This is a genomic window from Pseudonocardia halophobica (assembly GCF_027922425.1).
GTDB classification, from domain to species: domain Bacteria; phylum Actinomycetota; class Actinomycetes; order Mycobacteriales; family Pseudonocardiaceae; genus Pseudonocardia; species Pseudonocardia halophobica.
Map to the genome: position 1 here is coordinate 1 of NZ_BSFQ01000051.1, position 13,640 is coordinate 13,640.

Here is a 13,640-nt window from a genome sequence, read left to right on the forward strand (position 1 = left end):
CCCGGACGAGGCCGAAGCCACCTACTACGCTCGCACACCCCCGCCCGAACACCTCGGAGCGGGACAACCGAGCCTCCACTGAACCCGGGGCGGTTCAGGCCCTCCACCCCGAGACCCTGACCGGCCCGCTCAGGGAGGGGCCGGGGTTCGTCCCGGATCCCCGCGGCAGGCTGGATTCCTAGCGTCCCAGGCGTGGACACCACCCTCCCCGGCCCGGAGCGGGCGCCGGGTCCCGTGCGCCTGCCCGACCCCCGCCGGCCGCGCGCGACGCTGTGGACGCTGCGGGTACTGCTGACGCTGCACGTGCTCGCGGTGCTGGCCCAGCCGCTGCTGGCCGGGCTGTACCTGTCCGGCGACGTCGACGCGATCGCGGTGCACGGGGCCGTCGGCTCCGCCCTGGCGGCGCTCGGACTGGTGTTGATCGCGGCGGCCGCGGCGTACGTCCTGGTCGGCCGCGGGCGGTGGTGGGTGCTGCCGGCCACGGTGGTGCTGTTCCTCGCGGAGGGCCTGCAGGTCGGGTTCGGGTACGCCCGGCAGCTGAACCTGCACGTCCCGCTCGGGGTGCTGGTCGTGACGGTGTCGATCCTGCTCGCCGCCTGGGTCTGGACCCCCGCCGCCCGCCGGGGCCGGCGATGACCGCGCCCACCTCGCCCACGGCGAGCCGCCCGACCTCGACCCCGCCGGAGACGGCCCCACCCGCGACCGCGTCGACCCCACCCGCGTCGACCTCGACCACCCCGATCCCGCCCACCCCGACCCCGCCCACCCCCGGCAGCCAGGAATGAGGCGCTCCGCACTCCACCTCACCCGCCGCACCTTCTTCGGCGCCCTGGCCGCGGCGGCCGGGACCACGGCCCTCTCCGGCTGCGGAGCCCTCGGCATCGACACTCCACCGGGCCAGACCGGCGAGGCGCTCCGGAGCGAACGACCCCTTCCACGCCCCTACGAGGTTCCGCTGCCCCGTCCCCGCACAGCCCGCCCGACCGGCACGCTCACGCTCCCCGACGGCACCATCGCCGACCTGTACGAGATCACCCAGCGCGCGGCGGAGGTCGAGATCCTGCCCGGCGTCCGCACCACCGTCTGGGGCTACGACGGCACCTTCCCCGGACCGGCGCTCGAGACGCGGACCGGCCGCCCGGTCGTCGTCCGGCACCGCAACGAACTGCCGGTCCCGACCGTCACGCACCTGCACGGCGGCCACACCCCGGCCGACTCCGACGGCTGGCCGCTGGACCTGCTGCTCCCCGCCGGGGCCGCACCGCCGCAGCACCACGGCATGCCCGGCGACCTGGCCGTGGGCAGCCGCGACCACCACTACCCGATGACCCAGCGCGCGGCCACGCTCTGGTACCACGACCACCGCATGGACTTCACCGGCCCGGACGTCCACCGCGGGCTGTTGGGCCTGCACCTGGTCCGGGATGACGTCGAGGACGCCCTCCCGCTGCCGCGCGGCGACCGCGAGATCCCGCTCGTGCTCTGCGACCGGTCGTTCGACGCCGACGGCCGGCTCGCCTACCCGAGCCTGGACCGCAGCCTGCGCCGCGTCCCGGGCGTGGAGGCCGCGTGGATGGAGGGCGTGCTGGGCGACGTCGTGCTGGTCAACGGCGCGCCCTGGCCCGTCGCCGAGGTCGACGCGGCACGCCACCGGCTGCGGATCCTCAACGGCGCGAACGCCCGCCGGTTCTCGCTCGCCTTCCAGGTGCCGGGCGCGCCGGACCTCCCGGTCATCCAGATCGGCTCCGACGGCGGTCTGCTCGCCGCGCCGGTCGAGCGGCCGACCGTCGACCTCGCGCCGGGGGAGCGGTGCGACGTCGTCGTGGACCTCGGGCGCGTCCCCGTCGGCACCGAGGTCACGGTCGTGAACCTGCCGGGCACGGGACCGACCCGCGACGTGCTGCGGTTCCGGGTCGTCCGCGCCGCGCGCGACGACAGCGCCGTGCCGGCCGTGCTGTCCGAGATCGACCCGCTGGTCCCGGGGCCGGTGCGCCGGGAGTTCGTGTTCCGCCGCGGCGCGATCGGGGACCACGCCGGCTGGACGATCAACGACCGGTCCTTCGACCCCGACGGCTCGCTGGCCGACGTCCCGCTCGGCACGACGGAGACGTGGCGCTTCCGCACCGACGTCCACCATCCGGTGCACGTGCACCTCGACCCGGTGCAGGTCCTCGCTCGCGGGGGCCGCGGACCGGGGCCGTCCGACGCCGGGTGGAAGGACACGGTGGACCTGCGGCCCGGGGAGATCGTGGACGTCGCGGTGCGGTTCACCGACTTCGCCGGCCGGTTCGTGCTGCACTGCCACAACCTCGAGCACGAGGACATGGCGATGATGGCGACGATCCGGACCGTCCCCGGCGCCTGACCTGCACCACCCCCGCGGTCGTCACCCGCTGTGGGTACCCGTGCACGGTATGGATTCCTCTGCTCCGATCTGCCTACGCTCCCGGCGACCGATGAGTCCGCACGAGCGAGGGAGTCGACCTTTCCATGGCCTGGTTCAACGCCCTCCTCGCCTGTCTGTCGCTCGGCCTCGGGCTGCTGCACCTCGTCCGCCTCGCCACCGCGCGGCGCGACGGCCGCCCGGTCGCCGGGGAGGTCTCGCACGCCGTGATGGGGTTCGGGATGGCGGCGATGTTCTCGCCCGTCGGCGATCCGGTCCCAGCCGCGGTGTGGATCGCCGCCTTCGGCCTGAGCGCGGCCTGGTTCGCGGCGGTTGCCCTGCGCACCGGCCCCGCGTCCGACGACGCCGCGCACCACGTCGTGTGCGGGGTCGCGATGCTGTTCATGCTCTCCCTCGGCCTGGGCGAGCGGGCGGCGTCGGGCGGCGCGCACGCCCACCACGCCGCGGCGGGCCCGGCCGCCTGGACCTCGGTCGTCGCGATCGCGCTCGCCGGCTACTTCGCCTGGCACGTCATGCGGTGCGGGGACCGCTTCGCGGCCGCCCGCCGGGCCCGGACGGCCCTCGCCGAGCCCGTACCGGCCGGGGTGCCCGCCGAGATCGCTCCGCCCATGGTCGACATGGCGAGCTGCGGGCACGGCGAGGCGGTGGTCGAGGGCCGGCTCGCGGCGCTGCGCGCGCCGCAGGCCGCGGCCGTCGCGCACCTGGTCATGGCCGCGTCGATGGCCGTCATGCTGCTCGGGATGATCTAGAACCGGTTCACGACGTCCGTGACGAGCAGCGCCAGGAACAGCACGGAGGCGGCGCCGAGGAACAGGTTCGACAGCCATCCCGAGCGGCCCTTGCCACTCACGCGCTTCGAGTTGAGCAGCAGCATCAGCGTGATGGCCAGGAACGGCATGAAGACCGAGCCGAGCACGCCGTAGACGAGTGTGAGGCCGAAGGGCTTGTCGATGAACAGCAGCGCCATCGGCGGGAGCGTCAGCCACAGCAGGTAGCCGCGGAAGGGCAGGGACCGCTCGGTCTCGCCCGACGCGAACCGCTCGATCGTCGTGCCCGTCTCCGCCGCCTTGCCGTGCGGCAGCCGGACCGCCCGCGTCCAGTCGGCGAACATGAACGAGACGCCGTTCCACACACCGAGCAGGGACGTCGAGGTCACGGCCAGGAACCCGACCAGGAAGAGGATCCGGGCCCAGGCGCCGTAGCGCTCGTCGAGCGCGGTGCCCAGCGTGAGGAGGCCGCTGTCGGACTCGGTGAGGTTCTGCCCGAACAGCAGGGTGGAGCCGACCACCAGCATCGCGATCACGAAGATGCCGGTCATGACGTACCCGACGGCGTTGTCCAGCCGCATCATCGACAGCCAACCGGTGCCCCGCCAACCCTTGGCGAACATCCAGTAGCCGTACGCCGCCATCGTGATGGTGCCGCCGACGCCGCCGATCAGGCCCAGCACGTAGATCGTCGAACCCTCGGGCAGTCGCGGGACCAGCCCCGAGGCGAGGTTCCCCAGGTCGGGAGCGACCAGCACGGCGACCGCGACCACGGTGCAGAACTTGATCAGCACGAGCACCGTCATGAACTTCTCGAAGAAGGCGTAGCGCTGCGTCCACACCAGCACCAGCCCGACGACGCCGGCGATCATCGCCCAGTACCGCACGGACAGCCCGCCGAACAGGGCGTTGAGCGGCAGCCCGACCGCGGACATCGCCGTCGCGCCGTAGACGAAGCCCCACACCACGATGTAGACGCCGAAGAAGACGGTGGCCCACCGCCCGAGCCGCCGCCACCCGTCGAGCAGGGTGGTCCCGGAGGCGAGGTGCCAACGGCCGACGCCCTCGCCGAGCGCGAGCTTGAGGACGGTGCCGAGGATCGCCGCCCACAGCAGCACGGTGCCGAACCGGGCGCCGGCGACCATCGTGGCCACGAGGTCGCCCGCGCCGACGCCGGTCGCGGCGGCCAGCAGCCCGGGGCCGACCTGGCGGACCTTCGCCCCGAAGCCGGTGGGCGGGGTGAGCTCCGTGGTCCGGTCGACTCCTGGCTGTGTACTCACGGCGACCTCCCGGCCCTCGGCGACTCCAATGACCCCGTACGGGGGAACGGTAGGGATGTCCGGTCCGTCCCGCAGCGTCTGGCTGCGACCGGGCTCACCGATCGTGCCCAGGTGCGCGCTGTAGGTTTCCGCCGTTACCGTCGTATCGGGTCCAACGAGAGAGGCGAGAAGCGGCCGTGGCGAGCATCGAAGAGGTCAGGGACGGCATCGCGCAGGCCAACGACAAGGCCTCGGAGAGCATGGGGGCGCTGGACCAGGCGCGCTCCAGCATCGAGGAGGCGCAGCGCGCCCTGCAGCAGGTGACCGAGGGCAGCTCGCAGAGCGACGTCGAGCAGGCCAACGCGTACTACGCGGAGGCCGCCAGCAAGATCGACGACGTCCAGCAGGCGATCAACGCGGCGATCGAGGCGGCCGAGGGCGTCGCCGCCCGGCTGTAACACAGGTGCCCGGGCGGAGAGGCACACCGTGAGCATCGCCGAGCTGCGCGCGGCGCTGGAGGGCGTCGGCGGCGCCACCGGCGAGGCCCGCGCCCACGCGCAGCGTGCCGCCGAGCGGCTGGGCGAGGCGGCCGCCCTGCTGGCCGAGCTCACCGAGCGGACCGGCGCCGACCTGCCGGTGGCGGCGTTGGAGAAGGCGCGGGAGGAGGTCGACGAGCTGGTGGCGACGGTGGGGCTGGCGGGCGACGCGGTCGCCGACCTGGGCGGTCGGCTGTAGTCGTGGCACCGGGGAGGAAGGCGCGCCGGGACCGCGTCACGGCGGCGTTCGACGCGTTCCACGCGGCCGCCGCGCGGGCGCTCGGCGCGGCCGCACGGCAGCGCGAGTCGGCCGTGCGCGCGCAGGCCGAGGCCATGTTCGAGCTGTGGCTGCGCCGCGAGGGCGTCGCGGCCGTGCGCGCCGACCCGTCCCTGGCACCGGCCTTCCGCTCGCCCGTGCTCGCCGCCGCCGTCGAGCGGGCCGAACGGGACCGGCTGGCCGGGCTCTCCGGCTGGCTGCCGGACGGGCCGCGGGCCCTCGCCGACGTCGTCGCCGACGCCGCCCCCGGCCCGGCCGGCGCGCGCGGCACGGCGTGGCTCGACGAGGTGGTGCGGGCGGCGGACCCAGACGCGTCGGGCACGGACCTGCTGCGCAACGAGGGCGTCAAGGACCACCCGGAGCTGTGGCGGATCGGCGCGGGGCACCTGGAGATCGGCGACGCGTTCCCCGTCGCGCTGCCCCTGCTCGACGAGTCCCACCTGCGGATCGACTCCGTGCCGGAGTCCCGGCCCGCCGCCGAGGCGCTGGTCGAGCAGCTGCTGATGCGGATGCTCGCGTGCTTCCGGCCGGGCATCCTCACCGTCGACGTCTGGGACGTCGGCCAGTACGGCCTGATGCCCGCGCTGTACCCGCTCGCCCGCACCGGCCTGGTCACCTCGCACGACCCGAACCGTCTGGGCGACCTGCTCGACGAGCTGTCCGAGCGGATCCGCAAGGTGCACAGCCGGGTGCTGGTCGGCGGCTTCCCGTCGCTGCGGGCGCACGCCGCGCACGAGGGCCGGCGCAGCGAGCCGTGGGTCGTGGTGGTGCTGGCGGGCAACCGGACCGCCCTGCCCGAGGACCAGCAGCGGCAGCTGCAGCGGATCGCACGCAGCGGCCTGGCCTGCGGGATCCACCTCGTGATGCTGGACGTCCCGGTGACCGTCGCCGCGCCCGTCGAGACCGTGCGGTTCAGCCGGCAGGGCGTGCGGTGCTCGATGACCGGCCAGCACGTGCGGGTGGAGCCGGACCCGCCGCTGCCGCGCCAGCAGGTCACGGACGCGTGCAGTGCGATCGTCCGCGCGCACGAGGCGTGGCGGGCGAAGGTGTCGACCTTCGCCGACCTGCTGCCGAAGGACCGCCAGGGCCGGCTCACGTCGGAGTCCGGGGTGCGCGCCCCGGTCGGCTTCACCGACGGCATGCACGTGGAGCTCGCGCTCGACGACGCCTCCCCGCACGCGTTGATCGGCGGGCCGAGCGGGTCGGGCAAGACCAACCTGCTGCTGGCCATGATCGGGTCGATGGCGGCCCGGTACGACCCGGACGAGCTGCACTTCTACCTGCTGGACTTCAAGGAGGGCGTGTCCTTCGCCCAGTTCGCGCCCGGTCGCCGGGACGCCAGCTGGCTGCCGCACGCCCAGCTGATCGGGATCAACGTCAACACCGACCGCGAGTTCGGGCTGGCGCTGCTGCAGTTCCTCGCCGAGGAGATGCGCCGCCGCGCCGAGGCCGCCAAGTCCTTCGAGGTGACCAAGCTCGAGGAGCTGCGTCGCGCCGATCCGGGCGGGCACTGGCCGCGGATCGTCGCGGTGGTCGACGAGTTCCAGTACCTGTTCGCCGAGAAGGACCAGGTCACGCGGCAGGCCACGGCCCTGCTGGAGGACGTCGCCCGGCGCGGCCGCTCGCAGGGCATCCACCTGGTCTTCGCCAGCCAGGACGTCTCCGGGATCGAGGCCTTCTGGGGCCGTCCGGCGATCTTCGAGCAGTTCGTGCTGCGGATCGCGCTGCCCCGGGCGCGGCGCGTGCTGGCCAACCTCAACGACGCCGCGCTCGCCCTGCCGCGCTGGCACGCGATCGTCAACCACGAGTCCGGGATGAAGCACGGCAACGAGATCGCCCGGATCCCCGACGCGGGCGCCGGGTCGGACCTCGACGAGGTGCAGCGCGCCGCCCACGAGCGCTACACCGGCCCGCCGCCCCGGCTGTTCGACGGCGCCCGGTCGCCCGCGGTGCGGGGCCTGTTGGCCGCGGTGCCGCTCGGCGGTGCCCCGCGCGCCCTCCTCGGCCAGGTGATCGACATGGCGGGCAGTGCCGCGGCCGTCGAGCTGCCCGACGCGCCGGGCCGCAACGTCGCCGTCCTCGCCTCGGCGTCGGCCGAGGCGTTGCGGGTGATGGGTGCGGCCGCGGCGGCGCTCGCGGCGAGCGCGCCCGCCGAGGCCCGGTTCGTCGTCGCGCCGCTGGTGGGGGAGCTGCCTGCTGCCGCGTTGGCCGGCCGCGAGGTCGAGACCGTCGGGCTCGACGGGATCCGCACGCGGATCGAGGAGCTGGCGCGCGAGGTCAAGGACAGGGTGGGGAGCGGCGACCGGCGGCCGGTGTTCGTGCTGCTCCTGGGCGCCGACGCCGCCGACCCGCTGCTCGAGCGCTCCGGCACCGAGGCGCTGCGCACGGTGCTGCGGTTCGGGCCCGAGGTCGGGCTGCACGTCGTGGGGTGGTGGCGCTCGGCGACCCGGCTGCGGCAGCTGCTGACCCTCTCGGCCGGGGTCGACGACGTCGGCGCCTGGATCGGGCTCGACGTCCAGGGTTCCGAGCTGGGCGCCCTGGCCCCGGGGTTGGGCACGACCTGGGCGCCGCGCCCGGGGCGCGGGTTGTTCTTCGACCGCGCCGTGCACGCCCGCCCGGAGGTCGTGATCGTGCCGGGGCCGCTGGAGGAGGACGCATGAGCACGCCGGACCAGCCGGAGTCGCCCGCCGCCGCGTACCGCCGCATCGCGAGCGGGATCGACGAGGCGGTCGGCGCGGTCCGGCGGCAGGACGAGCTGCGCGCCACCCGCCTCGAACAGGCGCTGGCGAAGATCGACGCGCGCATGCGGCGGGTGGGCGAGCGCGCCGCCCTGACCCGCTTCTCGGTGGAGCTGCACTGGGAGTCGGCACTGGAGGCGCTGTGGGCGGAGCCGTGGATGACGGTCCGCCCCTTCCCCCGCCCCGACCCCGACGCCGAGCCCGCCCGGCTCGAGGGCTACGAGCGCGAGGTCGACCGCACCTACACCGAGCTCATGGACCTGGTCGCCCGCCGCCGCTTCGGCTTCCGCCGCTGAGGAATCGCACTATGGAACCATAATCCGCTGATGGCGGGTGATTGTGCGCATTATGGTTCCATAATGCGCTCAGAGGGGCGTAGACGTCGCCTTATGGAACCATAATGCGCTCTGCCGAATGCATGCGTTATCGAGGTATAGTGATCGGCGGGCGACCTACGCACAGTATGGCCCCACGATGCAAGCCGGTGTTGAAACCTGTGGACCGGCAGGTGGCCTTGTGGATCGGTGGCGGCGGTCGGAACCGAGAAACCGCGGTCGTGATTTCGCATGAGCGAGGCTGTCGTCATGCAAAGGACACAACGCGCCGGGATCGCGCACCTCGAGGTCTTCCGTGGGTCGGAGGCCGTCGGGGCAGGCTTCCTCGCCAAGTCGGACCTCCGAGGTGATCGAGTTGTCCGGCTGTTCCGCGACGTCTACACCTGGGCCGAGACTTCGATCACCCACGAACTACGAGCGAGGGCCGCTGCGCTTGCGCTCCCGCCCGGCGCCGTCGTCACCGGAAGGTCCGCCGCCACGGTTCGAGGAGCGCCGGTGTGCTGGACGGACGATCCGGTCCATGTGGTCGCGCCACTCGAGCTTCGGATTGGCCGACGCAGCGGTGTCCTGCTGAGGCGTACCGCGCTCCGGCCGGACGAGTACGGCCCGTGGGGGGACGGTCTGATCGCATCGCCGTTGCGCATGGCTCTCGACCTGCTGCTCGGACGCCCGCTGCCCGACTCCGTCGCGGACCTCGATCAAGTGCTCAAGGCCGGCCTGATCGACAGGCACCTCCTCACGGCGTCACTTCGCTCGAGGCGGGACAACGGCATCGTCGTGGCACGGCAGGCCGAGCAGCTTGCGACCGGGATCGCCGACTCCATCCCCGAATCGCAGGTCCGTGTGCATCTCGTCCTGGCCGGGCTCGACCCCGTGGCACAGCACTGGATCGAGGTCGACGGCGAGCAGGTCGCGCAGGTGGACTTCGCCTTCCCCGCTCGGAAAGTCGCCGTCGAGTACGACGGCGGCTGGCGGAACAACGAGATGTGGGCGCTGAACCATGACCGGACACGCCTCAACCGGATCCAGGCGGCCGGATGGGACGTCGTGTTCGTCACGGCGGCGCTTCTGCGACAGCCGCGCAAGATGATTGCCGAGGTCCGCGGTGCGTTGGCCCGGTGAGTCGCACTGTGGAACCACAGCGCGAAGAAGGCCGCGGCTCAGTCCTCGTTATGGAACCATGAAGCGCCAAGAAGTGAGGAGCTGGCAGCATTATGGTTCCGTAACGCGTTCCAGAACCACTCCTGGATGCGTTATGGAACCATAATGCGGTTCAGTCGTCCTCGTCGTCGCGGGCGAGGAAGGTGGCGAGGCGTTCGACCGCGTCCTCGTAGGCGGGGTGGGAGTCGACGAAGGCCCGGAGGCGGGCGGCCAGCCACTCGACGCTGACCGCCTCGTCCCCGCGGCGTTCGACCAGTTCCTCGATGCCCCGGTCGGTGAAGTACACCGGTTCCCTACGAGAACGCCTTGTCGATCAGCTCGCGCTGTTCGACCTCGTGCACCTTCGACGACCCCGCGGCCGGCGCGGCCATCCGGCGGCGGCTGATCCGCGTGAGGCCCGAGAGCCGCTCCGGCAGCTTGTCCGGCAGCTCGAGGCCCATGTGCGGCCAGGCGCCCTGGTTGGCCGGCTCCTCCTGGACCCAGCGGATGTCCTGCGCGTTCGGGTAGCGCTCCAGGACCGAGGCCAGCTGGCGGTCCGGCACCGGGTACAGCTGCTCGACGCGCACGATCGCCGTGTCGGTGATCTCGCGCTTCTGCCGCTGCTGGTGCAGCTCCCAGAAGATCTTGCCGCTGCACAGCAGGACCTTCTTGACCGACGAGGCGGGCCCGTCCGCGGAGCGGAACTCCGGGTCGTCGATCACCGGGCGGAACCGGCCGCCGGTGAAGTCGGAGATCGGGCTGACGACCGCCTTGTTCCGCAGCATCGACTTCGGCGTGAAGACGACCAGCGGGCGGCGGACGCCGTCGAGTGCGTGCCGGCGCAGCAGGTGGAAGTAGTTCGCCGGCTCCGACGGCAGCGCGACCGTCATCGAGCCCTCGGCGCACAGCTGCAGGAACCGCTCGATGCGGCCGGAGCTGTGGTCCGGGCCCTGGCCCTCCAGGCCGTGCGGCAGCAGCAGCACGACGTCGGAGAACTGGCCCCACTTCGCCTCACCGGACGAGATGAACTCGTCGATGATCGACTGGGCGCCGTTGACGAAGTCGCCGAACTGCGCCTCCCACATGACCAGCGCGTCCGGGTTGGCGACCGAGTAGCCGTACTCGAAGCCGACCGCGGCGAACTCCGACAGCGCGGAGTCGTAGGGCAGGAACCGGCCCTGGTCCTCGGCCAGGTTGCGCAGCGGGTAGTACTCCTCGCCGGTCTTCCGGTCGATCAGCACCGAGTGCCGCTGCACGAACGTGCCGCGCCGCGAGTCCTGGCCGGAGAGCCGGACCAGCTTGCCGTCCATCGCCAGCGAGCCGAAGGCGAGCAGCTCGCCGAAGGCCCAGTCGACGTCTCCCTCGCGCGACATCTTCGCCCGCTTGACCAGCACCGGCTTGACGCGCTGGTGCGGGGTGAAGCCCTCGGGCAGGTGCTCGTGAACGTCGCCGACCCGGTGCACCACCTCGAGCGGGATCGAGGTGTCCAGGTCGCTCGGCACGAGCTGTTCCTTCTCGACCGAGGCGGACACGGCCGGCGGGGTCTTCTCCAGCTCGCGGACCTCGTTGAACACGTGCTCGAGCTGGTTGGAGAAGTCCTTGAGCGCGTGCTCGGCCTCCTCCATGGTGATGTCGCCGCGGCCGATCAGCGACTCGGTGTAGATCTTGCGCACCGAGCGCTTGGCGTCGATCACGTCGTACATCGCCGGCTGCGTCATCGAGGGGTCGTCGCCCTCGTTGTGGCCGCGGCGGCGGTAGCAGATCATGTCGATCACGACGTCGTTGTTCCAGCGCTCGCGGTACTCGACCGCCAGCTTGGCCACCCAGACGCAGGCCTCGGGGTCGTCACCGTTCACGTGGAAGACCGGCGCGCCGATCATCTTCGCCACGTCCGTGCTGTACTGCGAGGAACGCGAGTGCTCCGGCGCGGTGGTGAAACCGACCTGGTTGTTGACGACGACGTGCACGGTGCCGCCGGTGCGGTAGCCGCGCAGCAGGGCCAGGTTCAGCGTCTCCGCGACCACGCCCTGCCCGGCGAACGCCGCGTCGCCGTGCATCATCAGCGGCAGGACGGTGAAGCCGCCCTCGCCCTTGTCGAGCAGGTCCTGCTTCGCGCGGACGATGCCCTCGAGGACCGGGTCGACGGCCTCCAGGTGCGAGGGGTTCGAGGCCAGCGACACGACCGTCTCGCCGTCGCCGAACATCCGGAAGTACTTGCCCTCGGCGCCCAGGTGGTACTTGACGTCGCCGGAGCCGTGGGCCTGGCCCGGGTCGAGGTTGCCCTCGAACTCGCGGAAGATCTGGCTGATCGGCTTGCCGACGATGTTGGCCAGCACGTTGAGCCGGCCGCGGTGCGGCATGCCGATGACGACCTCGTCGAGCTCGTTCTCGGCGGCCTTGTCCAGCACGGCGTCGAGCAGCGGGATGACGGTCTCGCCGCCCTCCAGCGAGAACCGCTTCTGCCCGACGTACTTGGTCTGCAGGAAGGTCTCGAACGCCTCCGCGGCATTGAGCTTCGACAGGATGTACTTCTGCTCGACCACCGACGGCTTCTGGTGCGGCACCTCGATGCGCTCCTGCAGCCAGGCGCGCTGCTCGGGGTCGGCGATGTGCATGTACTCCGTGCCGACGGTGCGGCAGTAGGAGTCGCGCAGCAGGCCGAGCACGTCCCGCAGCTTCATGTGCGCCTCGCCGCCGAACCCGCCGACGGCGAAGTCGCGGTCGAGGTCCCACAGCGTGAGGCCGTGGGACAGCACGTCGAGGTCGGGGTGGCGGCGCTGCCGGTAGTTCAGCGGGTCCGTGTCCGCCATCAGATGGCCGCGGGTCCGGTACGACTCGATCAGCTCGAGGACGCGCGCGGTCTTGTCGACCTCGCCCTCGGGGAAGTCCTGCACCCAGCGGACCGGCTCGTACGGCACCCGCAGCGAGGTGAAGATGTCGTCGTAGAAGCCGTCGTCGCCCAGCAGCAGGCGGTGCACCCGGCGCAGGAAGTCGCCGGACTCGGCGCCCTGGATGATCCGGTGGTCGTAGGTCGAGGTCAGCGTGATGATCTTGCTGACGCCGATCTGGGCGAGCCGCTCCTCGGAGGCACCCTGGAACTCCGCCGGGTACTCCATCGCGCCGACGCCGACGATCGTGCCCTGGCCCTGCATCAGCCGCGGCACCGAGTGGTTGGTGCCCAGCGTGCCCGGGTTGGTCAGCGAGATCGTGGTGCCCTGGAAGTCCTCGGCGGTGAGCGAGCCGTTGCGCGCCTTGTGGACCATGCCCTCGTAGGCGGACCAGAACTGCGCGAACGTCATCCGCTCGCAGCCCTTGATCGACACCACGACGAGCGAGCGCTGCCCGTTCTTGCCCGGCAGGTCGATGGCCAGGCCGAGGTTGACGTGCTCGGGCTGGACGACGGTGGGCTTGCCGTCCGTCTCGACGAAGTGGCGGTTCATCGTCGGGAAGTCGGCCAGCGCCTTCACCACGGCGTAGCCGATGAGGTGGGTGAAGGAGATCTTGCCGCCGCGGGTGCGCTTCAGCTGGTTGTTGATGACGATGCGGTTGTCGGCCAGCAGCTTCGCCGGGACCGCGCGCACGCTCGTCGCCGTGGGGACGGCGAGCGAGGCGTTCATATTCTTGACGACGGCGTTGGCCGCGCCCCGGATCGGCAGGACCTGGTCCTGGCTCTCCGCGGCCGGCTTGGCGGCGGCCTTGGAGGTGCTGCCGGCGGCGGGCTTCGTCGCGGGCGGCGCGGCGCCGTTGCTGTTGGACGCGGCGCGGTCGCCGGCGCGGCGGACCTCGGTCGGCTCGGCGGGGCTGGTCGTGGGTGTGCTGGCGGGGGGCACGTCCTGCTTTCCGGTGCGAGAGGAGCCGTTGGTGGTGGTGGCGGAGCGGTCCGGGGCGGCGGTCGGCGCGCCGGCGGCCTCGGCGTCGGCGGAGCGGTCGGCCTCCGCGCGCTCGGCCTCGCCCTGCGCGGTCGGGCTGTCCTCGGCGGGCGCGGCGCCCGACAGCGAGCCGCCGGGCTTGTAGTCCGCGAAGAAGTCGTGCCAGGCCGGGTCGACCGTCTTCGGGTCCTCGAGGAAGCGCTGGTACATCTCCTCGACGAGCCACTCGTTCGGGCCGAACTGGTTGGCGCCGAACTCCCCGGTATGGCCGGTCGTACTACTGGTGGACACGCGCTCTCAACCGCCTTGGTTCGC

11 protein-coding genes are annotated in these 13,640 nt (G+C 72.4%); 8 read left to right on the plus strand and 3 right to left on the minus strand.

Going from position 1 to position 13,640, the window contains the following annotated elements:
- Nucleotides 1-192 precede the first annotated feature (192 nt).
- The 3 genes from PKE99_RS33825 to PKE99_RS33835 all read left to right on the plus strand — a co-directional run bounded on the left by PKE99_RS33825 (nucleotide 193) and on the right by PKE99_RS33835 (nucleotide 3,153).
- Nucleotides 193-636 carry a hypothetical protein gene (locus PKE99_RS33825; protein ID WP_231498442.1) on the plus strand — a complete coding sequence of 148 codons (444 nt, stop codon included), beginning with the start codon at nucleotides 193-195 and terminating at the stop codon, nucleotides 634-636.
- Nucleotides 637-781: 145 nt separating this feature from the next.
- Nucleotides 782-2,365, plus strand: a complete 1,584-nt coding sequence (locus tag PKE99_RS33830) for a multicopper oxidase family protein (RefSeq protein WP_037053177.1) — start codon at nucleotides 782-784, stop codon at nucleotides 2,363-2,365.
- 125 nt (nucleotides 2,366-2,490) lie between these two features.
- Nucleotides 2,491-3,153, plus strand: coding sequence for a DUF5134 domain-containing protein (locus PKE99_RS33835; RefSeq protein WP_051738252.1), 663 nt, complete (start codon nucleotides 2,491-2,493; stop codon nucleotides 3,151-3,153).
- Here the strand turns inward: PKE99_RS33835 and PKE99_RS33840 are convergent.
- Nucleotides 3,150-4,451: an Nramp family divalent metal transporter gene (locus tag PKE99_RS33840; RefSeq protein ID WP_037053180.1), complete on the minus strand. Its 1,302-nt coding sequence runs from the start codon at nucleotides 4,449-4,451 to the stop codon at nucleotides 3,150-3,152. The two genes, PKE99_RS33835 and PKE99_RS33840, sit on opposite strands and share 4 nt — an antisense overlap.
- Before the next feature lie 176 nt (nucleotides 4,452-4,627).
- Here PKE99_RS33840 and PKE99_RS33845 point away from each other — a divergent pair, with 176 nt between their 5' ends.
- From PKE99_RS33845 to PKE99_RS33865, 5 genes are all read left to right on the plus strand, one after another.
- A complete protein-coding gene (locus PKE99_RS33845; protein WP_037053182.1) occupies nucleotides 4,628-4,888 on the plus strand; it encodes a hypothetical protein in 261 nt (86 codons plus the stop codon).
- A gap of 28 nt (nucleotides 4,889-4,916) precedes the next feature.
- Complete coding sequence (locus PKE99_RS33850) at nucleotides 4,917-5,165, plus strand: hypothetical protein (protein WP_037053183.1); 249 nt, start codon at nucleotides 4,917-4,919, stop codon at nucleotides 5,163-5,165.
- A gap of 2 nt (nucleotides 5,166-5,167) precedes the next feature.
- On the plus strand, nucleotides 5,168-7,903 hold the full coding sequence (locus tag PKE99_RS33855; RefSeq protein ID WP_037053184.1) for an FtsK/SpoIIIE domain-containing protein: 2,736 nt from the start codon (nucleotides 5,168-5,170) through the stop codon (nucleotides 7,901-7,903).
- The gene (locus PKE99_RS33860) at nucleotides 7,900-8,277 is read left to right on the plus strand and encodes a hypothetical protein (RefSeq protein WP_037053185.1); all 378 of its coding nucleotides are present in this window, start codon (nucleotides 7,900-7,902) and stop codon (nucleotides 8,275-8,277) included. Before PKE99_RS33855 ends, PKE99_RS33860 begins: the two co-directional genes overlap by 4 nt.
- 270 nt (nucleotides 8,278-8,547) lie before the next feature.
- The gene (locus PKE99_RS33865) at nucleotides 8,548-9,438 is read left to right on the plus strand and encodes a putative endonuclease domain-containing protein (RefSeq protein ID WP_081924705.1); all 891 of its coding nucleotides are present in this window, start codon (nucleotides 8,548-8,550) and stop codon (nucleotides 9,436-9,438) included.
- A gap of 151 nt (nucleotides 9,439-9,589) precedes the next feature.
- Here PKE99_RS33865 and PKE99_RS33870 read toward each other — a convergent pair whose 3' ends face one another.
- Both PKE99_RS33870 and PKE99_RS33875 read right to left on the minus strand, forming a co-directional pair.
- Nucleotides 9,590-9,763, minus strand: coding sequence for a DUF6104 family protein (locus PKE99_RS33870; RefSeq protein ID WP_197040876.1), 174 nt, complete (start codon nucleotides 9,761-9,763; stop codon nucleotides 9,590-9,592).
- Nucleotides 9,764-9,770: 7 nt separating this feature from the next.
- A complete protein-coding gene (locus PKE99_RS33875; RefSeq protein WP_051738262.1) occupies nucleotides 9,771-13,535 on the minus strand; it encodes a multifunctional oxoglutarate decarboxylase/oxoglutarate dehydrogenase thiamine pyrophosphate-binding subunit/dihydrolipoyllysine-residue succinyltransferase subunit in 3,765 nt (1,254 codons plus the stop codon).
- Between the last annotated feature and the right edge of the window lie 105 nt (nucleotides 13,536-13,640).